Genomic DNA, 25,698 nt, shown 5'->3' on the forward strand with positions numbered 1-25,698 from the left:
GTCGACCCGACGAAAAGCAAAAGAACGGGGCGCCTCCTTCCGGAGGCGCCCCGTTCTGCTGTGTCGCGAGCTACGTCAGGCGCGAGCCTTCTGCAGGTTCTCGTCGAGGGTGCCGAGGAACTCCTCGGTGGTCTGCCAGCCCTGCTCGGGGCCGACGAGCAGAGCGAGGTCCTTGGTCATCTGGCCGGCTTCGACGGTCTTGATGACGACGTCCTCGAGCTGCTGCGCGAACTCGATCACCTCGGGGGTGTTGTCGAGCTTGCCGCGGTGCTCGAGACCGCGGGTCCAGGCGAAGATCGACGCGATCGGGTTGGTCGACGTCGGCTTGCCCTGCTGGTGCTGACGGTAGTGACGGGTGACGGTGCCGTGCGCCGCCTCGGCCTCGACGGTCTTGCCGTCCGGGGTCATGAGCACGGAGGTCATCAGGCCGAGCGAACCGTAGCCCTGCGCGACGGTGTCGGACTGGACGTCGCCGTCGTAGTTCTTGCAGGCCCACACGTAGCCGCCCTCCCACTTGAGGGAGGAGGCGACCATGTCGTCGATGAGGCGGTGCTCGTAGGTCAGGCCCGCGGCGTCGAATTCCGCCTTGAACTCTTCCTCGTAGATCCGCTGGAACTCGTCCTTGAACATGCCGTCGTAGGCCTTGAGGATCGTGTTCTTGGTCGACAGGTAGACCGGGTAGTTCTGCTGAAGGCCGTAGGCCAGCGACGCACGCGCGAAGTCCTGGATGGACTTCTTGTAGTTGTACATCCCCATGACGACGCCGCCGTCCTCCGGGATCTTGCACACCTCGTGCTGGATCGGCTCGCTGCCGTCCTCGGGCGTGAAGGTGATCGTGACGGTGCCGGCGCCGGGGACCTTGAAGTCGGTGGCGCGGTACTGGTCGCCGAAGGCGTGACGGCCGACGATCACCGGCTTGGTCCAGCCCGGAACCAGGCGGGGCACGTTGGAGATGATGATCGGGGCGCGGAAGATGGTGCCGCCGAGGATGTTTCGGATCGTGCCGTTGGGCGAGCGCCACATCTTCTTGAGGCCGAACTCTTCGACGCGCGCCTCGTCCGGAGTGATCGTGGCGCACTTGACGCCGACGCCGTGCTTCTTGATGGCGTTCGCCGCGTCGATCGTGACCTGATCGTCGGTCGCGTCGCGGTGCTCGATTCCGAGGTCGTAATACTCGAGATCGACATCCAGGTAAGGGTGGATCAGCTTGTCTTTGATGAACTGCCAGATGATGCGGGTCATCTCGTCGCCGTCGAGTTCGACGACCTTGCCTTCAACCTTGATCTTGGACATGTGCGCTTCGTGTCCTCCTAGGACGTTTCCTCGGCCCGATTCGACCGCACTTTGTGAGTACGGCTTCACACTGCTCAGAGGGATCTGAGCATGGACGTGTTCACACGCGCGGGAACACGTGCCAAACAAGACAAGCGTACTGCTATTCCCTGGGAGCGCAAAGCGCGGGTTTCACTACCGACCGGTAACTTTGCGCTGGTCAGCGGGGCGCTCGGCCCGGCTTCCGGCGCGCCCGAACGAGCCGCTAAACTTGCCGTTCAGGTCATGAGTACCAGCATCGAGCCCCGGCTTGCTGGTCGGCAACCCTCCGGTCAGGGTGGGGTGCTCCGGGTGAAGACCGGGCCGTTCGGCGCACAGGCCGGGCGGCAAGCCTGTACAGGGAGGTAGTGACCATGAGAGTTGTGATCATGAGCTGTCGCGCGTAGATCCGACCCGACCATCCGCCGCCCGCCCAGAAGGACATGATGACCCACACCCTCACCCCCACCGTCGTCGTCGAGGCGGCCGCGTCTTGACGGCGGGCACCGAACGGCGATACGTCGACCTTCCTCCCGAGGACGGCCGTCTCGGCCTGGTCGACATCGGCGCTCTGTCGCTGGAGAACGGTGAGACGCTCCCGAACGTCACGCTCGCGGTGCAGCGCTGGGGAGCCCTCTCCCCCGCGCGCGACAACGTCGTCCTGGTCGAGCACGCACTCACCGGGGATTCGCACATCACCGGACCCGCCGGACCGGATCACCCCTCACCCGGGTGGTGGACCGGAATGGTCGGGCCGGGCGCCCCGATCGACACCAACCGCTGGTGCGTCGTGGCGTCCAACGTGCTCGGAGGCTGCCGCGGCAGCACCGGGCCGGGCAGCATCGCCCCGGACGGCAAACCGTGGGGGTCGCGTTTCCCGCAGATCACCATCCGCGATCAGGTCGCCGCCGAGGCCGCGCTGCTCGACGTGCTCGGCATCGAGACCCTCGCCGCCGTCACCGGCGGATCCATGGGTGGCATGCGCACGCTCGAGTGGATTGTCACCCATCCGGACCGGGTCCGGGCCTCGCTGATCCTTGCCGTGGGCGCCCGCGCCACCGCCGACCAGATCGGCACCCAGACCACGCAGATGGCCGTCATCACCGGCGACCCCGACTGGCAGGGCGGCGACTATCACGGCACCGGACGCCGTCCGGACGCCGGTCTGGGCATCGCGCGCCGCATCGCACACCTGACCTACCGCACCGAGGAAGAACTCGACTCCCGCTACGCGAATTCGCCTCAGGCCGACGAGGATCCGTGGCAGGGCGGACGGTACGCGGTGCAGAGCTACCTCCAACACCAGGCCGACAAGCTGGTGTCGCGGTTCGACCCCGGCACCTACGTCGTCCTCACCGAGGCCATGAACCGCCACGACGTCGGGCGCGGACGGGGCGGAGTCCAGGCTGCGCTCGCCGCTTCCCCGGTTCCGACGATCGTCGCGGGCGTCAGCTCCGATCGGCTGTACCCGCTGCGGCTGCAGCAGGAGATCGCCGACGGGCTGCCCAACTGCGACGGTCTGCGGGTCCTCGAATCGCGGGACGGGCACGACGGATTCCTCACCGAGGCCGACGCCGTCGCGAAGCTCCTGGTCGAACTGATGGACCTGGTCGAACGCGGCTAACCGGTTCCGAGAGGGTCGATCGAGACGGCAAGCGCCACGATCGCCCCTCCCACCAGGAGCATCGCCGCGACATCGAATCGTTTGCCGCGCACGGCCAGCACCCCGACCTGCTCGGGCGCCAGCGCCCACCGCAGCACACCCGCGAGGATCACGGCGCCGCCGAACACGAACGCGCCACGACGCCACCGGTCCGCGAGCACCAGCACCACCGCGGCGGCGATGACCACGGTCACCGCCACCAACGGCAGGTTCCGGCGGGCGAACCGCATCCAACGGTCCATCCGAGTCGCCTGATTCCGGATCAGAGGCCGGCGAGCTGCTCGGCCCGCTCCACCACGTTCGTGAGCAGGAAAGCACGGGTCAGCGGACCGACACCACCGGGATTCGGCGAAATGAACCCGGCGACCTCGCGCACATCGTCGGCGACGTCTCCGCGCAGACCGTCCGCGGTGCGGGAGACACCCACGTCGAGCACCGCCGCGCCCGGCTTGACCATGTCCGCGGTGATCAGACCGGGCACACCGGCCGCCGCGACGACGATGTCGGCGCGCTCGACCTCGGCCTTCAGATCCTTGGTCCCGGTGTGGCAGAGCGTCACGGTCGCGTTCTCGCTGCGACGGGTGAGCAGCAGGCCGATGGGACGGCCGACGGTGACGCCACGGCCGACGACGACCACGTGGGCGCCGGCGATCGGAACCTCGTAACGGCGCAGCAGGTGCACGATGCCGCGCGGGGTGCAGGGCAGCGCAGCCTCCTTGCCGAGCACGAGGCGGCCGAGGTTCACCGGGTGCAGGCCGTCGGCGTCCTTGTCCGGGTCGATGCGCTCGAGCGCGGCGTTCTCGTCGAGATGCTTGGGCAGCGGAAGCTGCACGATGTAGCCGGTGCACGCGGGATCGGCGTTGAGCTCGTCGATCGCGGCGTGGAGCTGCTCCTGGGTGATGTCGGCGGGCAGGTCCTTGCGGATCGAGGTGATGCCGACCTTCGCGCAGTCGTTGTGCTTACCGCGCACGTACGCAGCCGATCCGGGATCGTCGCCGACGAGGACGGTGCCGAGGCCGGGCGTGATGCCCTTCGCCTTCAGCGCGGCCACACGGGCCTTCAGGTCCTCGAAAATCTCGTCGCGGGTTGCCTTGCCGTCCAGGATCGTCGCAGTCACGACTGCCATTGTCGCAGGTCCGTGTCCCGGTCCTTCAACGGCGGTCGGGCTCGTCGATGTCGAGGCCGTGAGCGCGGGCGTAACCGATCGCCTGCGACTGCTCGATCCGGGTGTGGTCGAGTTCCGCGCTGCGCCACAATGCGGGACCGATGTGGGCGCCGCGCAGGTCCGCGCCGTCCAGTCGGACCCCCACCGGCCGCGCGCCCAGCAGATCCACCGTCCGCAGCACCGCGTACCGCATGTCGGCGCGGGTCAGGTCGGCGTCCCGGAAGATACAGGTGCTCAGGTCCAGGCCACGCAGGTCGGCGCTGCGCAGACTCGCGCGGGTGAAGTCGACGTCGTCGAGGACGAGATGGCGCATCGGGCATTGTTTGAACACCGATCCCACCAGCGAACAGCGCCGGAAGACGCTGTCCGACAGATCGGTCCGGGTGAACGTGCACGATCGGTAGGTGCTGCGCAGGTGGCTGCTTCCCTTCAGGTCTGCATCGGTGAAATCGCAGTCGATGAAGAACGCGTCCTCGATGATCGAGCCGCGCAGATCCGCGTCCCGGAAGCTTCGTCCCGTGACGCGCGCTCCTCTCCACAGGACCTCGGTGTTGTCGCTGCCCATACCTTCATCGTCCACGCCCTACCGGTTCTGGCAAGGCGACGACGACCCGGGACCTGCGGCTCAGCCACGACCGGCCAGTTCCCGCGCCAGCGGGCTCGGAAACTTCACGGTCACCCGATCGCCGCCCACCCATTCGTCGAGCCGGGCGGCCTCCTGCTCGAGTACGGCTCTCCCTTCCGATCCGATGTCCTCGAGCAGATGCAGGCACACCGCCCTGGAGTCGTTCTGCCACCAGGTGCCGACGATCCGGCCGTCCCACCACGCGGTAGGGCCCGCGTTGCCTGCGGTGTCGAACAGTTGCTGCCGGTACGGCCCGAGGTACCAGTCGCGCTCGAACCACCCCATCGTGGTGGGATCCAGTGCCGGCAGCAGCGCACCCCACGGCTCGACGAGCGGCGCCGCCTCGAGGTCGTCGGGGAGCAGATACCCGGTGCGACCGTCGAGATCTACCTCGACCGCGTTCAGTTCGGCGAGTGCCGCGCGCACGGTTTTCAGGGTCGAACCGAGCCACCACTTGATGTCGGTCTCCGTTCCGGGACCGAAAGCACGCAACCACATTTCGACGAGCGTGCGCAGCCCGTCCGCCTCGTCACACGACTCGATCCCGGAGCCCAGCCACGACTCCGTCGTCGCCCAGTTGTGCCGCGACACCCGCCACGAACCGTTGTTCGAGGCCCGCACCACCTTTCCCGACGCCGACAGCACCGTGAGGACACGCGGCCCGAGCGAAACCTCTCCGCCCCAGGACTTTCCGACGCCATACTCCATCGAGCCCCCGAGCAGCGGAATCTCGGCCCGCAGTTCCGTGGACGTCGCTTCCCGACCGTCCGCCAGCGCGTCGAGCACCCGGCCGCTCACCTCGTCCAGCCAGCGTTCGCCGTCCCGGTGCAGCCCCGACGCCTCGGCATCCTTGATCAGCGTCTACGTAAATCTGATACTTCCTGCCACTGGCGTGGCAGGCGGTGAAGATCCACGTTCCTCACGGCTCCCACCACACCATCGTGCGATGTTGCGGGCTCGACCGTGTCCCACACCGACGCTTCGGGTGCAGGACAACTCCTCGACTCTGTCACCCCCTTCGGGGGTGTCGCGGCGGGAACACTGCGGCGGACCCGGCGATGCCGAGGCCTGCGCGGGGTGGGACCGGTCTTGTCCCGGCATTTCCGGACCGGGGCGTGCACCGCGGTCCGGATCTCGACGCTCCCACTGCGGGTGCGGACCGCTCTGCTGCGCCCCACCAACGCCCGTGCGGCGAGGTTCACCGCCGCCACATGATCACGATTCCCACCCACCTTGCACGCCTCGCACCATGCCGTGTGATAGCCACCGGGGCGGGTCAGTGGTTCGGTGCAGCCCGGGCACAGTGCCGACGATCCCCGCGCGGGCACCGACACCACCACCACACCCTCCCGGGCCGCGGTGTGGGTCAGGGCGTCGGCGGCCCGACGGCGGGCGGACTGCGCCGCCCGATTGTTGTTGCACCGGCCGCGCCTGCGAGCCTCCAGGGTGGTCAGGTCCTCCACCGCGATCACCGTCGCCTCCGCCGCAGCGGCGTGGTCGACGATCTGGCGGGCGAAATGAAACGCCAGTTCCCGGTTGATCCTGGCGCGTTTGGCACCGATCGCGAGACGATTGTCGTCGAGGACCTCGATCTTCGCCTCCAGCTCCGCCCGCACCCGGGGCGGTGCGGTCTCGGCGAGCCGGCGCAGCCGCGCGGCCTTGCGGTGCAGGAATTGGCCTTCTGTCTGGAGGCGGGCGAGTGTGATGCCGAGTCCGCGATCGTCGTAGGTGAAGCCCCGAAAGTCGGAGATCAACCCGTCGCCGGTGTCGGTGACCACGGCGGCGGCGCCGAGGGTGGCCGGTGACCAATCCACCCCCACCGCGACCGTGCCCGCCGCGAGGTCACCGGCGGGGACGGCTTCGGTGGCGGCGCACCGCAGCAACAGACCCCGCCCGTCGAGGGTCAGGGTCGGCAGATGCCACTGCGTGACCGCCCGGCCGTGCAGGTGCGGGGGGAGCGCGGCGGTCAGGCTCACCGACCTCCAGTGCGCCCGCCCGGTCGGGGCGGCGGTGGTGGGCAGTTTCACCGTCAGCACCATGGTGTCGTCGAGGACGGTGAGCTGCGCGAGTTGGGTGTCGGCGGCCGAGAGCCGGGCCATCGCACCGGCCTGCGGTGGGGTTTGGATGTCGGTGATCCGCAGTGGTGTCACCGCCGAGGCCGTCTCGTCGACCCGGCGGGTCCGGGCGAGCAGTTGACGGCGCACACCCCGCGCGAACCCCGACGGCACATACTCCGCAGCACACTCCGGTGCGGCGATGCGTCCGGTGGCGGGATCGAACCGGGCCGACAGCGACGCGAGCGCCGCATCCCGATACGCCAGGGTCCGCAGGGTCGCGGTGGCGTGGGCGGTGACCACCCGCGTCACCCGCGACGGCACGTACACCCCGTCGGGGTAGGTGGGGGTCCAGCCCAGACGCGCCGCCGCGACGTGTCCGTGCTTCGGTAGTGCCCGGCCGTCGCGGTCGCGGCCGGCGGCCAGGGTGTCGAAGGTGGTCGGCTGCCACAGTCGGGTGAGCAGTTCGGTTTCGGCGCCGGTGATCAGGTCGAGCAGCCATGCGATGCGAATATCGAGGTCGTCGAGTCCGATCTGCTCGCCGGTGGTGTCGTCGACCGCACGATGGGGGCGGGTGGTGAACGCGAACGGGCGCCGGTCGATCGGTTCGGTGTTGCTCATCCGTTCACCCCCGCCCCGTGTCGTCGTCGATCGGTTCCCGCCGGGACCATCTCGTCGTGCTCGACTGCGGCGTCGACCGTAGCGTCGGGCACCGACAGATTCGGTTCGGTCCGCGTCCCGACCGGGTCGGGGTGTGTGCCGGCGCGGTGACCGACCCTTGCGATGCGTGCCGATCCCGCTCTTTCCGAGACACGCAGCAGGACAACAGGAAGAATCGGAGAGTATTACCGAGTATCGGATTTCTCGTCGACTGTTGTGAGCCTCCGTCGTTCCGCCAGTGCCACCCGATTGCTCGCGCCGGCCTGCGCGAACGGCAGGACATGCCGGGGGAAGACGAAGATGGTGCGCCGCATCGACAGGTGCTTGACCAGCGAACGGTCGGTGTAGAGCGCCTCGTCGAGATCGGCGACGGTGACATCGGCGACGCGTGCCCACGCCGAGAGATACACGGTCGGCGCGTCGGTCCCGTGCAGGCACACCATGCTCGTCGCCGCGTCCACCGCTTCCGCGGCGCGATGCCCCGGAGACAAGCGGTGCCTGCGTGTTAGCCGTGCCCTGCGTTCGCCCACCCCGACCGTGCGCACCGTCATGCCGGCAACTGTAGGTGCGGCCACCGACATCCGTTGGTAGCGTCGGGCGGTGACCTGGACCGAGATCCGCGATCCCGACGAATTGACGGCGTTGTTCGGCGTCCCGACGTTCCGGGCGGCGAACAAGGTTCGGGCACGGCTGCACCCACTCGACATCGAGTGGCTCGCGGCGTCGCCGTTCTGCCTGGTGGGCACGTCCGACGAGACGGGCCGCTGCGACGTCTCCCCCAAGGGCGACCCTCCCGGCCGGCTCGTGCACGTTCTCGACGACACCACCATCGCGCTGGCCGAACGGCCGGGCAACAAGCGCATGGACGGCTACCGCAACATTCTCCGGAATCCGTTCGTGGGCTTGAACTTCTTCGTCCCCGGCCGCGGGGACACGCTCCGGATCAACGGCCGCGCCCGGCTGGTGACGGAGGCGCCGTTCTTCGACGATCTCCGCGTCGCCAACCATCGCCCGAACCTGTGCCTGGTCGTCGAGATCGAGGAGGTCTTCCACCACTGCGCCAAGGCGTTCATGCGGTCGAAGCTGTGGGATCCGGACACGTGGAATCCCACGGTTCTGCCGTCGGTCGCGGCGCTGGCGAAGGCGACCGTCCCCGACGCACCCGAGACGCTCGAGGAACTCGAGCGGTATTACGGACCGTCCTACGCGCAGCAGCTGTACCGCCCGCAGCAGCCGCGGTGACTCACGCCGCGTGAGACCCGCGCCAACGGGATTGAGCGGGGCACCTGCGGTTGCGGATGCGCTACCACCCGCACTCGGAGACTCGCCCCGCTCTGGACACAGTGAGCAGCTCGCCGTCGTTCGACGTCCTGCCGGACGCCGAGCGCGAAGAGCCCCGGCTGGCATGTGGGTTTAGCCGCAACCATCCGGTCGATCGACACTACTTGTCGCAGGCAATGCCGTCCTTGTCCCGGTCGAGATGAGTTCCATAACCCGGCTCGCCCTTAAGGATTGGAGCAGCCCCGGCAGCCTTCGCCTCATCACAGTTCCTGTACGACACGGTCGGTTGCCGCGGAGCCGGAGGCGGCGTGTACTCCGTCGTGGGCGGAGGCGTGTACTGAGTCGTCGGAGGTGGGGTGTACGCCGGGGCAGGCGGCGGTGTGTACACCGTGGTCGTCGTCTCGACCTGGGGCACCAGCGGCACGACAGCAGGTGCCGTTGTGGCTGTGGTGGTGGGCGGGACCGTCGTTGTTGTAGTCCGAGGAGCCGTTGTGGTTGTCGGAGCCGCCGAACTGGTCGTTGTAGCGACTACGGCGGCCGGAGCGTCCTTCTTGTCCTCGGTATCGACAACCGAGCCGAGGACAGCGAACCCGAGGACGCCAGCGCCGAGGACCCACGGCCAGGTCTTGCGCTTCTTCCCGTTGTTGGCGGGATCACCAGCGTCGGCAGCACCGAACGCCTGAGTAGGGGCGTAGGCCCCCTTGGGCCTGGTGTGGCCAGTCCACTGTTGACCGTCCCAGTAGCGATCGATCGACGGATCGTAGGGGTCTGGGTGCCAACCAGCAGGTGGGTTCATCAGAGGTCCGTTCTGAGAGGTACGTTCCGCAGAACGTCGCCGGGGCCGAATGGTTTGTTACATCACACAAAGAATGATTGCCGGAGCCGGTCATCCGCTCCGCTGCGACAAGCCCCTATCCGCTGCCCCGGCCTGATCCGGAGCCAGCTGTAGGCATTCACACAATCGATTAGGTCGCCCGGGAGACCCCCGGGCAGCACAATCCATCAGCGTGTTCTGGGACTTGCGTCAGGGTGTGCTGAGTTCAAGTTGCCGCCCCGATTCTGGCAAGGTGGTCGGGTGTTCCGAGTGATGTTCCACGAACCCCGCATACCCCCCAACACCGGTAACGCGATCCGCATGGTCGCCGGTACCGGCTGCGAACTGCACCTGGTGGAACCGCTTGGGTTCGACCTGTCGGAACCGAAATTGCGGCGTGCGGGACTGGACTACCACGACCTGGCGTCGGTGACGGTGCACGCAGGGCTGCAGGAGGCCTGGGATGCGCTGCAGCCGGAGCGGGTGTACGCGTTCACCGCGCACGGCGAGGTGTCGTACGCGTCGATCGAATACCAGCCGGGAGACGTGCTGCTGTTCGGGCCGGAACCGACGGGCCTGTCCGACGAGGTCCTCGCCGATCCGCACATCACTGCGCAGGTCCGTATCCCGATGCTGCCCGGCCGCCGGTCGCTGAATCTGTCGAACGCCGCTGCCGTCGTCACCTACGAGGCATGGCGACAGCACGGATTCGCCGGGGCCGTCTGACGTTCGCCCGCCCGCGAGACATCCGCGCGCGACCGGCAGCGCGCGGATATCCGCTGGATTGGCGGCTGCTCAGCTCGCGACGACGGTTGCCATGTAGGGATCCATGACGTCGGTCAGGTTCTCCCACGGCACGGTGATCGTGACGAGCCCGACCGCGTGCGGCCCGACCTGGTAGTCGTCGAAGTGGATCTCCATGCCCGCGGGAGTCGGCAGCCAGTTCGCGAAGTTCGCCGTCTCGGGGGCGATGCCATCGGCGAAATATTCCGGACCGGCCGCGGTACCGGGCAACAGCAGAGCCGCCTGCTCGGACAGCCGGTTCAGCCCGGCCTGCAGGTCCGGGAACAGGTCCTGCAGCGTGATCGGGGCTGCGGTGTCCGTGTTCACCACGACCGTGGCGACCAGCGGTGTCGGGTGCGCGCCCGGCGGATTCGCGTTGTAGGAAGCGACGAGCAGACCTGCGACGACGTGCTCCCCGATGCGCGTCACCTCGTGTTCCTGTGTCGAGAGCGTGTAGCTCATGTCGTCGGAGCGTTGGATCCAGTCCTCGAGCGCTGCCCGCATCGACTCGTTGAACTCGGTGACGACGGCCGGGTCCCCGCCACTGATCTGCGGGATCACCACGTCGTAGTCGACCGTGTCGGTCGAGCCCGACACCAGGATCTCCTCGGCCCGATAGGGTGCGGACACCTCGGGTTTCTCGGAGACACCGGCAGACGGCTGCGAATGCGTCTGCTTCGAGCCGGGGGCGTCCGTTTCGGCGGCATCCATCTGCGTTGCGGCCGTGGCTGATTCGGGTACCGGCGTGCCGGATTCCGTTTCTCCACCACACGCGGCCAGCAGCACGGCCGCGGTCGTGCAGGCACCGGCAGCGAGCATTCGGGTCCATCGGCCGTTCATCCGCCTAGTCATCGTCCGCCTCCACCTTCGGGTTCTCGTCGGGGGTTTCCGCCGGAGTTCCGGGGGTTCCGGGCCGGCGGCGTCCGATGCGGGCGAGCAGCCGGACGATCAGGTAGACGATGCCGGCACCCAGGAGGAAGAACACGATCCACGGCAGTGCCACCCCGAGCGCGACGATCGAATCGCCGATCGCGGACCGCAGGTTGTCCCAGCCCGCGAGCACTCCGTCCCAGAAGCTGTCGCGGTCGTCGGGGCGGCGTGGTTCGGCGCTGATGTCGACGGTCAAGGTGGACAGGTCGATCTGATCCGACAGGTACCGCTGCTGCGCGGTGAGACTGTCCAGCTCCGCCTGACGATCCGCCAGCGCGTTCTCCGCCTCGATGAGATCGGCGGTGTTCGCGGCGGACTCCATCAGCGCCCGCAGTCGGTCCACGGATGCCTGCAGGGCGGAGATCCGCGCCTCGAGGTCCGTGTACTGCAGGGTGACGTCGTCGCGCGTGGTGGTCAGGCTGGTCACCTCACCGAGACCGCGGAGTTCGTCGATGGTGCCTTCGAGCCGGTCCGCCGGAACCCGCACCGTGAGCACGCTGCTGATCCCGGGCTGTTCGGTGACGGAGTCGACGCGACCGCCCGAGTCCTCGACGATCGTCACCACCTGCCGTCCGACCGCGATCGGATCGTCGGCGGTGATCATCAGGTGTCCGGTGACGATTTCCTTGCGTTCGGTCGCCTGCGTGTCGGCGGGGGCGGATTCGCGGGTGCCGTCGGCCAGGGACGGCGACGGCGGCATCGACGCGGACGGGGCGCTTCCGGAGTCGGAGCCGGTTCCGCCGCAGCCGGTGGCGAGCAGGGCTATCGCGGTGAGCAGGACCACCAGCAGCCGGTTCATGGCGGCGATCCTAACGAAAGTCGCGGGACTTCCCCGCCGTTCGCAGATCCATCCGCTGCAGCCGGTCCGCGACGACGGTGACCGCGCCCTCCGCGTTCTGCACCCGTCCGCGCACCAGCAGCGCCGGGGCGGTGTGCGCGAGCGTGCGGTATTTCGCCCACAGCCCCACCGAGCAGACGACGTTCACCATGCCGGTCTCGTCCTCGAGATTGAGGAAGGTCACGCCCGCGGCGGTCGCGGGTCGCTGCCGGTGGGTGACCGCGCCCCCGACCAGTACCCGTTTCCCATCGGGGATCTGCAGCAACCGTCCGGCGGGCACGACACCGAGCGCGTCGAGTTGCGGGCGCAGGAACTGCGTCGGATAGCTGTCCGGCGACACACCCGTAGCCCACACGTCCGCCGCGGCGAGTTCGACGTCGCTCATGCCGGGCAGTGCCGGCGCCTGCGTGGATGCCCCGATGCCGGGGAGCCGGTCGGGGCGTTGCCCGGCCGCTGCTCCCGCCGCCCACAGCGCTTCGCGGCGGGTGATCCCGAAACAGGTGAGTGCTCCCCCGGTGGCGAGCGATTCGGCCTGAGCGGTGGTCAGTTCCACCCGGGTCGTCAGGTCCGGGAACGACGTGTACGGCCCGTGCTCGTCGCGTTCGGCGACGATGCGTGCGGCCAGAGCGTCGCCGATATGCCGGACCGCGCCGAGGCCGAGCCGCACCTCCCGGCCCCGGTTCTCGGTGGTGGCGTGGGTGAGGCTCGCGTTGATGTCCGGTCCGTGCACGACCACCCCGTGCCGGCGGGCGTCGGCGACGAGGGACTGCGGGGAGTAGAACCCCATCGGCTGAGCGCGCAGCAGGCCCGCGCAGAATGCCGCCGGGTGATGCAGCTTGAACCAGGCGGAGTAGAACACGAGCGACGCGAAACTCTGCGAATGGCTTTCCGGGAAACCGAAATTCGCGAACGCATGCAATTTCTCGTAGATGCGGTCGGCGACGGCGCCGGTGATGCCGTGTCGCTCGCGCATACCGTCGTAGAGTCTGCCGCGCAACCGTTCCATCTTCTCCGTCGAGCGTTTCGCACCCATCGCGCGGCGCAACTGGTCGGCTTCGGCGGCGGTGAAGCCGGCCGCGTCGACGGCCATCTGCATGAGTTGTTCCTGGAACAACGGCACACCGAGGGTCCGTTTCAGCGACTTCTCCAGGCACGGATGGTCGTAGGTGACGGGTTCGAGTCCGTTGCGGCGCCGAATGTAGGGGTGCACGGATCCGCCCTGGATCGGACCGGGACGGATCAGCGCGACCTCGACCACCAGGTCGTAGAAGTTGCGCGGCTTCAGCCGGGGCAGTGTCGCCATCTGGGCGCGCGACTCCACCTGGAAGACCCCCACGGAGTCTGCGCGGCACAGCATTTCGTAGACGCCACGTTCGGTGAGGTCGAGCTGTGCGAGATCGACGGTGACGCCTTCGTTCTCGGCGACCAGGTCGATCATGTAATGCAGCGCGGAGAGCATGCCGAGGCCGAGCAGGTCGAACTTGACGAGTCCGGCTGCGGCGCAGTCGTCCTTGTCCCACTGCAGCACGCTGCGCCCGGGCATCCGCGCCCATTCGACGGGGCACACGTCGGCGATGGGTCGGTCGCAGATGACCATGCCGCCGGAGTGGATGCCCAGGTGCCGCGGGAGTCCTTCGATCTGCGCGGCGAGTTCGAGCACCGGACGCGGGATGTCTGTGTCGGTCTCGGTGGTGACGCCGTGCCAGCGGCTCACCTGACGGCTCCACGCGTCCTGCTGGCCCTGCGAGTGCCCGAGCGCGCGGGCCATGTCGCGGACGGCGGACTTGCCGCGGTAGGTGATGACGTTGGCGACCTGCGCGGCGTACTCGCGCCCGTACTTGCTGTAGACGTGCTGGATGGCTTCCTCGCGGCGGTCGGATTCGATGTCGATGTCGATGTCCGGGGGGCCGTCGCGTTCCGGGGACAGAAAGCGTTCGAAGAGCAGTTCGTTGCGCACCGGGTCGACGTTCGTGATGCCGATGGCGTAGCAGACGGCGGAGTTGGCTGCCGAACCTCTTCCCTGGCACAGGATGTCGTTGTTCTTGCAGAAGGTGACGATGTCGTGCACGACGAGGAAGTAGCCGGGGAAGTCGAGCCGGCCGATGACGTCGAGTTCGTGTTCGAGCTGCCGGTAGGCGGCCGGATTGCGTTCCGGTGGCCCGTAGCGGCGGTGCGCGCCGTCGAAGGTGAGTTTGCGCAGCCAGGTGAATTCGGTGTGACCGGCGGGTACGTCGAACGGCGGCAGATTCGGTGCGATGAGCCGCAGATCGAATGCACATTCGCGGCCGAGTTCCGCGGCGTGGTGCACCGCGTGGGGATGGGCGGCGAACAGCTGCGCCATCTCGGCACCGGAACGCAGATGACCGCCGCCGGTGGGGGCGAGCCTGCCCGCGGCGTCGTCGAGGCTCTGCCGATCGTGGACGGCGGCCATCGCCATGGCGAGACGCCTGCGGGACGGGTCCGCGAAGTGCGCCGCGGTGCTCGCGATGCAGGTCAGTCCGTGCGCCTCGGCGAGCGCAGCCAGGGCCGCATTGCGTTCGTCGTCGTCGGGCAGTCCGTGCCGGGTCAGTTCGACGGTGACGCGGTCGGCGCCGAACCGGTCGATCAGCTCGCGCAGGGCGGCCGCGGCCGCGTCGGGACCGCCGATCGCGAGGGCCCGCCGGACGTGCCCCCGACGGCAGCCGGTGAGGATCTGCCAGTGGTCGCCGGCGGCGTCGGCGAGCGCGTCGAGGTCGTAGCGCGGCGCGCCCTTGGTGCCGCCGACCAGGTGCGCGGCGGCGATCTGCCGGGACAGCCGCCGGTACCCTTCCTGCCCACGCGCCAGGACGAGCAGGTGCGCGTCGTCGAGGGTGAGCTCGGCACCGAACACGGTGGGCACCGCCAACTCCCGCGCAGCCTCGGCGAACCGGACGACGCCGTACATGCCGTCGTGGTCGGTGAGCGCGAGCGCCTCGAGGCCGAGTCGCGCAGCCTCCTCGACCAGCTCCTCGGGTGTGGAGGCACCGTCGAGGAAGCTGAACGCCGAATGCGTGTGCAGTTCGGCGTACGGCACGACCGGCCCGTCCGGTCGGCGCACCCGGGCCTCGTACTCGGGGCGGGTGCGCGACCAGGCCGGGCTGTCGCTGCCGTCGCCGGGGAACTCCGGTTCGCGGCGGGGCCGGCCGGACAGAACCCGTTCGAGCTCCGCCCACGTGGGCGGGCCGTTACTCCATCCCATGCGCACCCACCTCGAACTCGAACACGTGTTCGATGATAGCGGATCATCCCGCGGCGGCCGACGCAAGAACTGCGAGCACACTTGTCGAGGGTCGGGCCATTCACCAGAATCCCACGCCGAGCGTGCTGTTCGTCGAGCGGTGTTGGGCTGCGGGTGATGTCATGTCGCGGCGATCGGTGAGGGCGGCCACGGCCGGTTCGCTGTGTTGTCCCGGCAGGATCCGGAGCGCCGGCCGGGCGAGGACTACTCGCCGAGCCGCTCGTCCGCGTAGACGACCATCGCGTCCCGCTGAAATTCGGCCAGACCCTCGGCGATCTTCTCGTAGTTCGCCTTGAACCGCTCGTCGTCCACATACATCTGCCCGAGACATTTGTACGCGTCCCGGTTCGGGGTCCACATGCGGCATATGCCCTGGTATTGCACATGGATCTCGGCCTGGACCGCCACGTCGCCGACCGGGGTGCCCGCGGCCATGAACTCGGCCATACGGATCATCGCCGCGGTCAGCTCACGCTGCATACGCTCGATGTCCTCGACAGTCATCGTTGCGGTGTTGCGCCGAGACTGCTCGAACTCCTCCGGCCAGCGCTCGCGGGCCTCGTCGTCGTACCGGGTGTGGTCGAAGCCCTCGAACAGGTTCTCCGGGCGGTTGATCTCGACTGCCATTTCCGTCTTCCCTTCGAGTTCGGCGATGGTGTGCGCCACGGTGTCGGCCATCCGCGTCAGGCGGTCGCGCTCTCCGAGAAGGCGGATGTGCTGGCGCCTGAGGGCGGCGAGCGTGTCCGGCTCGGAGTCGACCGCCTCGGCGATCTCGGCGAGGCCCAGGCCGAGTTCGCGCAGGACGAGGATCTGCTGCAAGCGCAACAGTTGCGCATCCTCGTAGTAGCGGTAGCCGTTGGTGCCCACGTAGGCGGGCTCGAGCAACCCGATGTCGTCGTAATGCCGCAAGGTGCGGGCGGTGACGCCCGACATCCTCGCCACATCCGCGATCGACCAGCTCATGGTGCTTCCCATCTTCCGTGAGGCCGGTCGATCCGGCCTCGTCTTCGACCGTAGAAGTTGCCGTTACGTGAAGGTCAAGCAGGAATGCGCCGGATCAGCCGAGAATTCGGTCCGCACGCCACATCATCCAGAAGTAGCCCGATGTCGCCGGACACGCCATTTCAGGGGCTCGATGTTCGAACAGTCCTGCGCTCGACAGCACACAGGAACCCTCCGTCACAGAAACTCGCTCGTACGCAGTAAGATTCGTGGTCGTGTGACAGCAGGTTCAGCGGGATCCTCCGTCCGCCGCCGTCGCTGCAGGGGCGTATGTGCCAGCGGTCGTACCATATTCGCGCCGGTGTGCGGGAAGCCCCCCGGCCCCGGCGACGCTGTGCGATGATGGCGAGATGCAGAGTGGGTGATCCCGTCCGATCGACAACGCTGCCGAAGGAGGTCACGATGACCGTGCCCGACACCAGGATCGATCCGGAACTCGTCGACGTGTACAAGGACCTTCACCGCCACCCCGAACTCGGGTTCCAGGAGCACCGCACCGCTTCGATCGTGGCAGAACGGCTGCGCGCAACGGGATTCGACGTGACAACCGGGATAGGCAAGACCGGTGTGGTCGGTGTCCTGAAGAACGGCACCGGCCCGACCGCACTGCTGCGGGCGGACATGGATGCCCTGCCCGTCCGCGAGGACACCGGCCTCGACTACGCCAGCACCGTCACAGCCACCGACGAGCGCGGCAAGACCGTGCCGGTCGCTCACGCGTGCGGCCACGACCTGCACACCACCTGCCTGCTGGGCGCAGCGCAGATTCTGGCGGACGACAGATCCGCCTGGACCGGCACGGCGATGCTGGTGTTCCAGCCCGCCGAGGAACTGGGCGCGGGCGCCCAGGCGATGGTGGACGACGGCTTGTTCGAGCGATTCCCGACACCGGATGTCGTGCTCGGCCAGCATGTGGCACCGCTGCCTGCCGGCAAGATCGCCGGGCATCCCGGCCCCTCGTACGCGGCATCCGATTCGCTGCGTATCCGCCTCGCAGGCAAGGGCGCACACGGTTCGATGCCGGAGGCTTCGGTCGATCCCATCGTCCTGGCCGCAGCAACGGTCCTGCGTCTCCAGACCATCATCTCCAGGGAGATTCCGAGCACCGCCACCGCTGTCCTCACCGTCGGTTCGATCCACGCCGGCGACGCGGCGAACGTGATCCCCGGCTACGCCGAGATCCAGTTGAACATCCGTAGCTACGATCCCGCGGTGCGGCGCCGGATTCTCGACAGCGTCGAACGCATCGTGCGCGGCGAAGCCGCGACCGCCGGCACACCGGACGAGCCCACGATCACCGAGATCGAGCGCTTCCCCGTCGTATCCAACGACCCCGCCGCCCTGAGCCGGAGCCTCGACGCCCTCGGAGATCTGCTGGGGCACGACAACATTCTGGATCCGGGCGCCGGCGCGGGAAGCGAAGACGTCGGCATCCTCGCCACCAGCTGCGGGGCCCCGTTGTCGTACTGGCTGCTCGGAGGCGCCGATCCTTCGTTGTTCACCACGGGTGACATGACAGACCCTGCGCTGCTGACAGTGCCGTCCAACCACTCGCCGCACTACGCCCCCGTCATCGAACCGACGCTTCCGATCGGGGTCCGTGCGCTGGTGACCGCAGCCCGCACCTGGATGCCGGCGGCGGGCAGCGAGTAGCCGGCCGTGGGATCAGCGCCGGAACAGTGAACGAAAAGTCGCGCGCCGGTCCTGAACCGGCGGGGCGTCCTGGCTGCAGGTGCAGCGGTCGGCGGTGGGCACGGAGCGCATGACCGCGTCGACGTGCCGGCCGCATCCTCCCCAGCCGGTCTTGCCGCAGCGGGAGCAGGTGACGGGGTAACACATGGAATCCTCCAGGGATCGATCGTTCGTGGAACTCGTGGAAGCAGGGGGCGGCCGCCGGTGCTGCCCGGGTGATCACGCCGGGACGTGGGCCTCGGCCCAGGCGTTGTAGCCACCGACCAGGTCCGAGACGCCGTCGAAACCGTGGGCCCGCAGCAGCGAGGCCGCCACGCTCGAGCGCCACCCACCCGCGCAGTGCACCACGATCGGTTTGTCGCCCGGCACCTGATCCACGCGGGTTCGTATCTGCGCCAACGGAATCGGCACCGCTCCGGGGATGGTGCCGAACTCGCGCTCACCGGGATTGCGGATGTCGACGAGGGTCACCGCATCGGCGGCGAGCAACCGATCGAGCTGCTCGACGGTGGTGCGCGGCGCGGCCTGGATCAGCCCGGTCAGTTCCGCGGGAAACACCCCGTCCCGGTCGACGGTGAGATAGCCCGCCGCACCATCCGAACCGATCCGGGCCAGGCGCACCGCCGCATCCTGTTCCTCACCGGGGTAGGTGATCAGCACGATCTTCTCGCCGACATCGGCGACCATGCCGCCGGTCTCGGCGAAACGGCCGTCGAATCCGACGTTGACCGAACCGCGCAGGTGCCCGGCGGCGAAGTCGTCGACGCTGCGCGCATCGAGCACGCGGGTGCCGGCGGCGAGTTCGGCCCGCACCTGCGTGGGTGTCAGTTCGGGGATGGTGCGATCCTGCGCGAGGAGCGGGTGGATCCGCTTGTTCATCGCGGCGTCGACCGAGAAGTACGACGGAGCGGCCGGTTGCCCCTCGGTGATCAGGGCGACGAAGGCGGCCTCGGTCATCGGCTGCACCGACGGGTTCGTCGCCCGCTGCTCGCCGATCGTGGAGGTCAGTTCCGCCGACAGATTCTTCCCGCACGACGAGCCTGCGCCGTGCGCCGGCATGACGGTGACCTCGTCCGGAAGGGCCAGCAGCTTCTCGTGCACGGTGCGGAACATGGCGCGGGCCAGATCGGCGGTCGATCCTTCGCCGAGGTTGACCAGGTCCGGGCGGCCGACGTCGCCGATGAACAGCGAGTCACCGGTGAGCACCGCGGTCGGGACGGCGCCGGGGCGCTCACGCACCAGCACCGAGATCGACTCCCAGGTGTGCCCCGGTGTGGCCAGGATCTCGAGTTCGACCTCGCCGAGGGACAGTCGCTCACCTTCACGCAGCCGGCGGATCGGATAGTCGGTCTCGGCGGCCTCCCCGAAGCCGATCCACGCGCCCGTGGCCGCGACCAGTTCGAGATGACCGGACACGAAGTCGGCGTGGAAGTGCGTGTTGATCACCCCGTCGATGGTCAGGCCGTATTTCGTTGCGTTGTCGAGGTATTCGGTGATGTCACGACGCGGGTCGACCACGACGGCCCGGCCGGTGCTCTCGTCGCCGATCAGATACGACGCGTGGGAGAGGCACTCGATGTAGTACTGCTCGAGAATCATGGACTCCTCCGTGACTGGTGCCGGATGGGTTCCCGGGGATTTCCGGGGCGATGTGGACAGGTTGGCATATACCCCCTAGGGTATGTCAAGTACCCCCTGGGGTATTCCCCCTGCGGTGCAGATGCCCGCCACCCCCCGAATCGAAAGGCCCCCATGACCGAGCCCACTGCCGTCACCATCGATCCGATCGCTCTGCGCGAGCTGACCGGCTCCGGCAAGAACGTGCGCATCGTCGACGTCCGGACGCCGGGCGAATTCGAGTCCGTGCACATTTCCGGCGCCTACAACGTGCCGCTCGACCTGCTACGCGAGCACCGTGACGAGTTCCTCGCCCATTTCGACGAGGACGTCGTGCTGGTGTGCCGCTCCGGGCAGCGGGCCGCCCAGGCCGAGGAGACCTTGCGCACCGCGGGACTGTTCAACCTCCGCATCCTCGACGGCGGCATGCTCAGCTGGGAAACGGCCGGCCTGCCCGTTCGCCGGGGCGCCCAGCGCTGGGACCTCGAACGCCAGGTCCGGCTCGTCGCGGGTTCACTCGTCCTGACCTCGGTCCTGGCCAGCGTCGCCGTCCCGAAGCTCAAGTGGCTCGCGGCCGGTGTCGGCGGCGGGCTCGCGTTCGCCGCGGTGTCGAACACCTGCGCGATGGGCGCCGTGCTGTCGAAGCTGCCCTACAACCGCAGCGCGTCGTGCGACCCCCGGACCATTGTGGCCCAGCTGACCGAGCCGACGAACAACCCGAACGGACACCGGTCGTGAGCGCACCGACAGCAGAAGGTACGAGATGACGTGGGTGCTCGCGCTCGGGTTCGGCGCTGTGATCGGTGTGCTGCTGGGACTGCTCGGCGGGGGCGGATCGATCCTCGCCGTCCCCGCGCTGGTCTTCGGCCTGGGACTGGGAATCGAGCAGGCGATCCCGATCTCGCTGATCGTCGTGGGCACGGCCTCGGCAGTGGGCGCGCTACCGAAGGTGCGCGCCCATCAGGTCCAATGGCGTCTCGCCGGGATCTTCGCCGCCACCGGGATCCCGGCCACCTTCGCCGGCAGCGCCGTGGGCCGGTTGCTGCCCGAGTCGGTGTTGCTGATCGGGTTCGCGGTGGTGATGGTCGTCGCGGGAGCGCGCATGCTCGCAGACAACGGCAGCACCGGAACCGCGTGCTCCATCCAGGGATCCGGGATCAACTGGCGCAGGTGCGCTTCGCGCTCGATCCCGGCGGGCATCGCGGTAGGTTTTCTCACCGGATTGTTCGGCGTCGGAGGCGGTTTCCTCATCGTTCCCGCCCTCGTGCTCATGCTCGGTGTCGAAATGCCCGTCGCGGTGGGCACCTCACTGGTGATCATCGTCGCCAATTCCGCGGCCGGGCTGGTCTCACACCTGAGCGGCACGAGCATCGACTGGGCCGTCACGGCCGCGTTCGCGGGTACCGCGATCGTCGGGTCGCTGATCGCCGGGCGGGTGGGAACGCGCCTGGACACCGATCGGCTGCGACACTGGTTCGCCTATCTGGTCTTCGCCGTGGCGGCATATGTACTGGTCGACGTCGTCGCGCTACGCTGACTCCGAGATCGATACCCCCGGGGGTACACTGACGTCAGTTCCAGGAAAGGACACTTCTATGGTCGGCGACGAAGACAGCATCGCTCTCGTACTCAACAGGCTCCGCCGCGCGCAAGGCCAGCTCGCGGGAGTGATCTCGATGATCGAGCAGGGTCGCGACTGCAAGGACGTCGTCACCCAACTCGCCGCCGTTTCCCGGGCACTGGACCGCGCCGGATTCAAGATCGTCGCGACCGGCCTCCGGGAATGCCTGACCGGCACGGACCGGGAAGGCAAGGAACCGATGACCGAGGCAGAGCTCGAAAAGCTCTTCCTCGCTCTGGCCTGAGCACCGTTCTCGCTCGAGTACCGCTCTCGCCCGAGCACTCCGAGTGAAAGGCACACACATGACGGCACTGGCATTGTCGACGACTCTGCACACCTCGTTCGCCGAGGCGGTCGAGCGAACCCGGAAAGCACTGGCCGACCAGGGTTTCGGCATACTCACCGAGATCGACATGAAAGCCACGCTGAAGGCGAAACTCGGCGAGGACATGGAGGACTACCTGATCCTGGGTGCCTGCAACCCACCGCTGGCGCATCGCGCGGTGAACGTCGACCGGCAGATCGGGCTGTTGTTGCCCTGCAACGTCGTGGTTCGCGCCGATCCCGCCGACCCGGGCGCGGTACTGGTCGACGCGATGAACCCCCGGCTGATGGTCCAGGTCGCCGACCAGCCGGGACTCGGTGAGGTCGCCGACGACGCCACGGTCGCTCTACAGGCAGCCATCGACTCCCTCGCTGCGACCGCGACGAACTGACTCCCGTCACCGCACGGTGCTCGCATACAGCGTCTGGGCGCACGTGCCGATCAACCCGGTCGTATCGCTCAGACGCGCGTACGCCGCCGCGCCGTGCCCGGGCATGCTGTGGGTGACCGCATCGATGCCGATCCAGTCACCGACCGGATCACGGTGCAGGACGACATGCAGATCCGCGTTGATCGCGGGAAACCGCCCCGGATGCGCCGCGAGACTCATTCCACTCGACGAGTCGGCCAGGATCAGCACCCGCTGCCAGGGACTCGGCTCTTCCCCGGCCACGAGGGCGCACAGGGAGCGTCCCCAGGCCGCGGCAGGACCGAACTCGGCGAAACTTCCTGTGGTGAAACGGAACTGCGTCGCAGCGAGATACCCGTCCATGTTGGCCCCGGGAATGACACCTCCGTCCCGCGCGTGATCCGGGTCGGTGTCCAGCACCGTCGGCGCGAGGTCGACGGCCGGGTAGTCGTCGTCGATGCGGGCGAGCCGCCACGCCCGGACGGACAACACCGGCCGCTCGCCCACCACACCGGTCGCTTCGATCAGGGCGGTGCGTTTGCCCGGACGGACCACCGAGGTGGTCACGGTGATGGGCGCGACCGGGATCGGCGCGAGAATGTCCACCGACACGCGTCCGAGCCGCTGACCGTCGGCGACGTGGTGCCGTTCGATCTCCCCGGTCAGCAGCGCCGAGGGCGGACCGGCGTGCTGGGTCTGCGGCCCCCACGGTCCCGCCGTCGCCGGCGTGCTCTCGAAGGTCGATTCGTCGCGGCGTTCGTAGAAGCCGTCCACCCCGGTTCACCCCCACCCGCTCCCACCGGAGACCTTCCCCGGACGTTCCTCTACTCCTAGCATTCGGGAGTACCGCCGCGCGGCAGGAACGCGCAGCGCTGCGATCGCACGCACGGAATCGAGGTGGTCGCGATGACCGGAGCTTCGGACGGGGTGATCCGCCGCGCGGTTCCGGCCGAAGCAGAGGCTCTCGCCGACCTGCAGGCCGATTGCTGGGACGACGCCTACACGGGACTGATCGACCCCGCGATCCTGGCCGGTCTCCGTGATCCCGACGAACGCGCCCGACGCATCGAAACCTGGCGGACCCGGGCACCGAACGCTCTCGTCGTCGAACTGCCCGACGGAAGCCTGGCGGGCTTCGCCACGAGCGGCCCACCCGACGAACCCGCCGCGCCGACTCCCCTGCAGCTGTACGCGCTGTACGTGCGGGGCTCCCACTGGGGACTCGGCTACGGCCGGCGGCTTCTCGACGCGGCACTGGGAGAGCAACCGGCCCACCTGTGGGTGCTCGAGACGAACATCCGCGCGCAACGGTTCTACGCGCACGCGGGATTCGGCGGTGACGGGCACATCCGACGGGAACCCGTCGGGACGCTGGTTCGCTGGGTACGTGACTAGCGATCGTGCGTCCTCGGGTCCTTCCGGCAGCCCGGCGGGCAGGCCGCCCGCAGAGCCGCCGGTGTCCGATTTGCGGTAAGGTCGACGACGAACCGGCGAAATGGGGGGCGGGTGGACATCTTCTACATTGCGTGTCTCGCAATGGGTCTGGTGGGGGTCGTGGGGACCCTCGTGGTCGGGGAAACCGGATCGGAACTCGGAGACGCCGGTGACGGTCTTCCGTTCCTGAATCTCACCACCGTCGCCACAGCGCTTCTCGGAATCGGCGTAGGAGGCGGTACCGCAACACTTCTCGGATTCGGATCCGTTGCGGCTGCGGTCGCCGCAGCGTGCACAGCGCTCGTCCTGATCGTCGTGACCCGAGGTGTTCTTCTGCCGTATCTGCTACGGCAGCAGGGCAACTCCCACACCGGACGCCTCTCGTACATCGGACTGACCGGCGTCGTCACGCTGTCGATCGAACCCGGTGGCTGGGGCGAGGTCGCGTTCACCGACACCGAGGGCAACCGGGTAAGGTCCCGCGCCGTCACCGCGGAAGAGATTGCGCTGCCTGCGAATTCCCACGTCTACATCGGAGACGTCGACGAGCAGGTCGTGCACGTCGTGTCGATCCCGGACGATCCCCGCACCGGTCTGCACATGCCCGAATCGAACTGAGGATGACTACATGATCGTTGTCGCGGTCGCCGTCGTGGTGGCTCTGGTGGTGTTCGTCGGAGTGCCACTCGTCTATGTCCGGAACTACATCAAGGTCCCCCCGAACGAGGTTGCGGTCTTCACGGGTCGCGGAAAGCCGAAGGTCGTGCGGGGCGGGGCCCGTTTCAAGATCCCCGGTATCGAGCGGGTGGACATCATGTCGCTCGAACCGTTCAACGTGAGCATCAACCTCCAGAACGCCCTGTCGAACGACGGTGTGCCGGTGAACGTCGAAGCGGTCGGCCTGGTGCGCATCGGATCCGCCGACGAGGCCGTTCAGACCGCGGTCCAGCGATTCCTCACCTCCGACCTCGACGAACTGCGCCGGCAGATCAACGAGATCCTCGCCGGTTCGCTGCGCGGCATCACCGCCACGATGACCGTCGAGGATCTGAACTCGAACCGTGAGACGCTCGCGCGCAGCGTCGTCGACGAGGCCGGCAGCGACCTCGCCCGCATCGGCATGGAAGTCGACGTCCTCAAGATCGCCGGGATCAGCGACAACAACGGCTATCTCGAATCCCTGGGTCAGCGCCGGATCGCCGAGGTCAAGCGGGACGCCGCGGTCGGCACCGCGAACGCCGAACGCGACGCCCAGATCCAGTCCGCGAAGGCGAGGCAGGAAGGCGCGGTCGCGCAGGCCCAGGCCGACACCGCCATCGCCGCCGCGAACCAGGCCCGCGACGTCGAGCTGGCGAAGCTGCGCGCCCGGACGGAGGCGGAGAACGCCGAAGCCGATCAGGCCGGTCCCCTGGCGCGGGCGACCGCGGAGAAGGCGGTCCGGATCGCCCAGGAGCAGGCCGAAGCCGCGCAGGTCGAAGCCCGCATCGAGGTCGAGAAGCGTCGCGCCGAACAGGCGAAGGCGGCCCTCGAAGCCGACGTGATCGCCCCTGCGGAGGCGGAACGTCAGGCCGCGGTCGCTCGTGCCGAAGGTGAGAAGCAGGCGACGATCCTGCGGGCCGACGCTGCCGCCGAGGCCGCGCGCCGGTCGGGTGCAGCGGATGCCGATGCCCGCAAACTCGCCGCCGCCGCAGTGCGCACCGAGCAGCTGGCCGAAGCCGAGGGCATCAAGGCCCGCCTCGAAGCCGAGGCCGAGGGCCGCAAGGCCGCCGCCGACGCATTGCGTGCCGAACAGCAGGCCGAGGCCGACGGTCTGCGCGCCCGGCTCGAGGCAGAAGCGAGCGGTAAGCAGGAGATCGCGGCGGCACTCAATGCGTACAGCCCGGCCGCTGCGCAACTGCTCATGCTGCCGGACGTCCTCGCGGCTCTGGTCGAGGCGACGGCCGCGGCCGCGAAGCCGGTGGGCGAGATCGACCGCATCTCGATCGTCGGGGGCGCCGACGGCGTGTCCGGGTCGGTGGGTTCGATCCTCGGGATCAGCCCATCGACCATCGCCGGCGTGATCGAGACACTCGAAGCCTCCGGTATCGACGTCAGCGGCATGCTCGGGTCCGTCGGAAAACGCCCCGCAACGACTGCGGCCACCGCCCCCGTCTCCGCTGCACCGATCGCGAAGGTCGACGCCGCGCACAATGGCAGTAGTTAGGTAGATGCGTCTTTC

At 68.4% G+C, this 25,698-nt stretch carries 24 protein-coding genes, 1 pseudogene and 1 riboswitch; of the genes and pseudogenes, 11 read left to right on the forward strand and 14 right to left on the reverse strand.

The genetic code is table 11. The features are described 5' to 3' along the window. Positions 1-75: 75 nt before the first annotated feature. Complete coding sequence (locus tag ACWDTS_RS08355) at positions 76-1,293, reverse strand: NADP-dependent isocitrate dehydrogenase (RefSeq protein WP_197255275.1); 1,218 nt, start codon at positions 1,291-1,293, stop codon at positions 76-78. A 260-nt stretch (positions 1,294-1,553) separates the two neighbouring features. Then, a riboswitch (SAM riboswitch) is annotated at positions 1,554-1,671 on the forward strand. A gap of 133 nt (positions 1,672-1,804) precedes the next feature. Here ACWDTS_RS08355 and metX point away from each other — a divergent pair. Then, positions 1,805-2,935 (forward strand): homoserine O-acetyltransferase MetX, encoded by a 1,131-nt coding sequence (gene metX, locus ACWDTS_RS08360; protein ID WP_450117936.1) that lies wholly within the window; start codon positions 1,805-1,807, stop codon positions 2,933-2,935. Here the strand turns inward: metX and ACWDTS_RS08365 are convergent. The 6 genes and pseudogenes from ACWDTS_RS08365 to ACWDTS_RS08390 form a co-directional block, all read right to left on the reverse strand. Next, complete coding sequence (locus ACWDTS_RS08365; RefSeq protein WP_197255271.1) at positions 2,932-3,216, reverse strand: DUF3017 domain-containing protein; 285 nt, start codon at positions 3,214-3,216, stop codon at positions 2,932-2,934. The genes metX and ACWDTS_RS08365 overlap by 4 nt on opposite strands. A gap of 20 nt (positions 3,217-3,236) precedes the next feature. Further along, positions 3,237-4,091 carry a bifunctional methylenetetrahydrofolate dehydrogenase/methenyltetrahydrofolate cyclohydrolase gene (locus tag ACWDTS_RS08370; protein WP_248673186.1) on the reverse strand — a complete coding sequence of 285 codons (855 nt, stop codon included), beginning with the start codon at positions 4,089-4,091 and terminating at the stop codon, positions 3,237-3,239. 34 nt (positions 4,092-4,125) lie between these two features. Continuing rightward, complete coding sequence (locus tag ACWDTS_RS08375) at positions 4,126-4,704, reverse strand: pentapeptide repeat-containing protein (RefSeq protein WP_197255270.1); 579 nt, start codon at positions 4,702-4,704, stop codon at positions 4,126-4,128. A 60-nt stretch (positions 4,705-4,764) separates the two neighbouring features. Next, on the reverse strand, positions 4,765-5,622 hold the full coding sequence (locus tag ACWDTS_RS08380) for a winged helix DNA-binding domain-containing protein (protein ID WP_450108695.1): 858 nt from the start codon (positions 5,620-5,622) through the stop codon (positions 4,765-4,767). A 3-nt stretch (positions 5,623-5,625) separates the two neighbouring features. Continuing rightward, positions 5,626-7,439 (reverse strand): annotated as a pseudogene (locus ACWDTS_RS08385) (zinc ribbon domain-containing protein). A gap of 224 nt (positions 7,440-7,663) precedes the next feature. Beyond that, positions 7,664-8,029, reverse strand: a complete 366-nt coding sequence (locus tag ACWDTS_RS08390) for a DNA glycosylase AlkZ-like family protein (protein ID WP_450117937.1) — start codon at positions 8,027-8,029, stop codon at positions 7,664-7,666. Positions 8,030-8,078: 49 nt separating this feature from the next. Between ACWDTS_RS08390 and ACWDTS_RS08395 the strand changes: the two genes are divergently transcribed. Then, on the forward strand, positions 8,079-8,720 hold the full coding sequence (locus ACWDTS_RS08395; protein WP_450117938.1) for a pyridoxamine 5'-phosphate oxidase family protein: 642 nt from the start codon (positions 8,079-8,081) through the stop codon (positions 8,718-8,720). Between the two features lie 199 nt (positions 8,721-8,919). Here ACWDTS_RS08395 and ACWDTS_RS08400 read toward each other — a convergent pair whose 3' ends face one another. Further along, entirely contained in the window at positions 8,920-9,555 is a 636-nt protein-coding gene (locus tag ACWDTS_RS08400) for an excalibur calcium-binding domain-containing protein (RefSeq protein ID WP_197256277.1), read from the reverse strand. A 279-nt stretch (positions 9,556-9,834) separates the two neighbouring features. Here ACWDTS_RS08400 and ACWDTS_RS08405 point away from each other — a divergent pair, with 279 nt between their 5' ends. Next, positions 9,835-10,299 (forward strand): tRNA (cytidine(34)-2'-O)-methyltransferase, encoded by a 465-nt coding sequence (locus ACWDTS_RS08405; protein WP_197256275.1) that lies wholly within the window; start codon positions 9,835-9,837, stop codon positions 10,297-10,299. Between the two features lie 69 nt (positions 10,300-10,368). On the opposite strand, the gene ACWDTS_RS08410 is transcribed toward ACWDTS_RS08405, so the two are convergent. The 4 genes from ACWDTS_RS08410 to ACWDTS_RS08425 form a co-directional block, all read right to left on the reverse strand. After that, positions 10,369-11,208 (reverse strand): RsiV family protein, encoded by an 840-nt coding sequence (locus ACWDTS_RS08410; protein WP_450109358.1) that lies wholly within the window; start codon positions 11,206-11,208, stop codon positions 10,369-10,371. Next, positions 11,201-12,085, reverse strand: a complete 885-nt coding sequence (locus tag ACWDTS_RS08415) for a DUF4349 domain-containing protein (protein ID WP_248675411.1) — start codon at positions 12,083-12,085, stop codon at positions 11,201-11,203. The genes ACWDTS_RS08410 and ACWDTS_RS08415 overlap by 8 nt, the downstream gene beginning before the upstream one ends. Positions 12,086-12,095: 10 nt before the next feature. After that, positions 12,096-15,341: an error-prone DNA polymerase gene (locus ACWDTS_RS08420; protein ID WP_450117939.1), complete on the reverse strand. Its 3,246-nt coding sequence runs from the start codon at positions 15,339-15,341 to the stop codon at positions 12,096-12,098. A gap of 243 nt (positions 15,342-15,584) precedes the next feature. After that, on the reverse strand, positions 15,585-16,343 hold the full coding sequence (locus tag ACWDTS_RS08425; RefSeq protein ID WP_450109356.1) for a MerR family transcriptional regulator: 759 nt from the start codon (positions 16,341-16,343) through the stop codon (positions 15,585-15,587). 441 nt (positions 16,344-16,784) lie between these two features. Here ACWDTS_RS08425 and ACWDTS_RS08430 point away from each other — a divergent pair, with 441 nt between their 5' ends. Beyond that, positions 16,785-18,035 (forward strand): amidohydrolase, encoded by a 1,251-nt coding sequence (locus ACWDTS_RS08430; RefSeq protein ID WP_450109355.1) that lies wholly within the window; start codon positions 16,785-16,787, stop codon positions 18,033-18,035. A gap of 258 nt (positions 18,036-18,293) precedes the next feature. Here ACWDTS_RS08430 and ACWDTS_RS08435 read toward each other — a convergent pair whose 3' ends face one another. Beyond that, entirely contained in the window at positions 18,294-19,673 is a 1,380-nt protein-coding gene (locus ACWDTS_RS08435; protein ID WP_450109354.1) for an MBL fold metallo-hydrolase, read from the reverse strand. A gap of 153 nt (positions 19,674-19,826) precedes the next feature. Between ACWDTS_RS08435 and ACWDTS_RS08440 the strand changes: the two genes are divergently transcribed. The 4 genes from ACWDTS_RS08440 to ACWDTS_RS08455 are packed head-to-tail and all read left to right on the forward strand — an operon-like array spanning position 19,827 to position 22,028. After that, positions 19,827-20,429 carry a rhodanese-like domain-containing protein gene (locus tag ACWDTS_RS08440; protein ID WP_450109353.1) on the forward strand — a complete coding sequence of 201 codons (603 nt, stop codon included), beginning with the start codon at positions 19,827-19,829 and terminating at the stop codon, positions 20,427-20,429. A 25-nt stretch (positions 20,430-20,454) separates the two neighbouring features. Continuing rightward, on the forward strand, positions 20,455-21,228 hold the full coding sequence (locus ACWDTS_RS08445; RefSeq protein WP_450117940.1) for a sulfite exporter TauE/SafE family protein: 774 nt from the start codon (positions 20,455-20,457) through the stop codon (positions 21,226-21,228). Between the two features lie 58 nt (positions 21,229-21,286). Then, the gene (locus ACWDTS_RS08450) at positions 21,287-21,556 is read left to right on the forward strand and encodes a metal-sensitive transcriptional regulator (RefSeq protein WP_420750652.1); all 270 of its coding nucleotides are present in this window, start codon (positions 21,287-21,289) and stop codon (positions 21,554-21,556) included. A 58-nt stretch (positions 21,557-21,614) separates the two neighbouring features. Further along, positions 21,615-22,028 (forward strand): DUF302 domain-containing protein, encoded by a 414-nt coding sequence (locus ACWDTS_RS08455; RefSeq protein ID WP_450117941.1) that lies wholly within the window; start codon positions 21,615-21,617, stop codon positions 22,026-22,028. 6 nt (positions 22,029-22,034) lie between these two features. Here the strand turns inward: ACWDTS_RS08455 and ACWDTS_RS08460 are convergent, their stop codons facing one another. Continuing rightward, positions 22,035-22,820, reverse strand: coding sequence for a thioesterase family protein (locus ACWDTS_RS08460; RefSeq protein WP_450117942.1), 786 nt, complete (start codon positions 22,818-22,820; stop codon positions 22,035-22,037). A 132-nt stretch (positions 22,821-22,952) separates the two neighbouring features. On the opposite strand from ACWDTS_RS08460, the gene ACWDTS_RS08465 reads away from it, so the two are divergent. From ACWDTS_RS08465 to ACWDTS_RS08475, 3 genes are all read left to right on the forward strand, one after another. Further along, a complete protein-coding gene (locus ACWDTS_RS08465; RefSeq protein WP_450117943.1) occupies positions 22,953-23,441 on the forward strand; it encodes an N-acetyltransferase family protein in 489 nt (162 codons plus the stop codon). Between the two features lie 141 nt (positions 23,442-23,582). After that, positions 23,583-24,098 carry an NfeD family protein gene (locus ACWDTS_RS08470; RefSeq protein ID WP_450117964.1) on the forward strand — a complete coding sequence of 172 codons (516 nt, stop codon included), beginning with the start codon at positions 23,583-23,585 and terminating at the stop codon, positions 24,096-24,098. A gap of 10 nt (positions 24,099-24,108) precedes the next feature. Then, positions 24,109-25,683 carry a flotillin family protein gene (locus ACWDTS_RS08475; RefSeq protein ID WP_450117944.1) on the forward strand — a complete coding sequence of 525 codons (1,575 nt, stop codon included), beginning with the start codon at positions 24,109-24,111 and terminating at the stop codon, positions 25,681-25,683. Positions 25,684-25,698: the final 15 nt, after the last annotated feature.

This window comes from Rhodococcus sp. NPDC003383 (assembly GCF_053589115.1).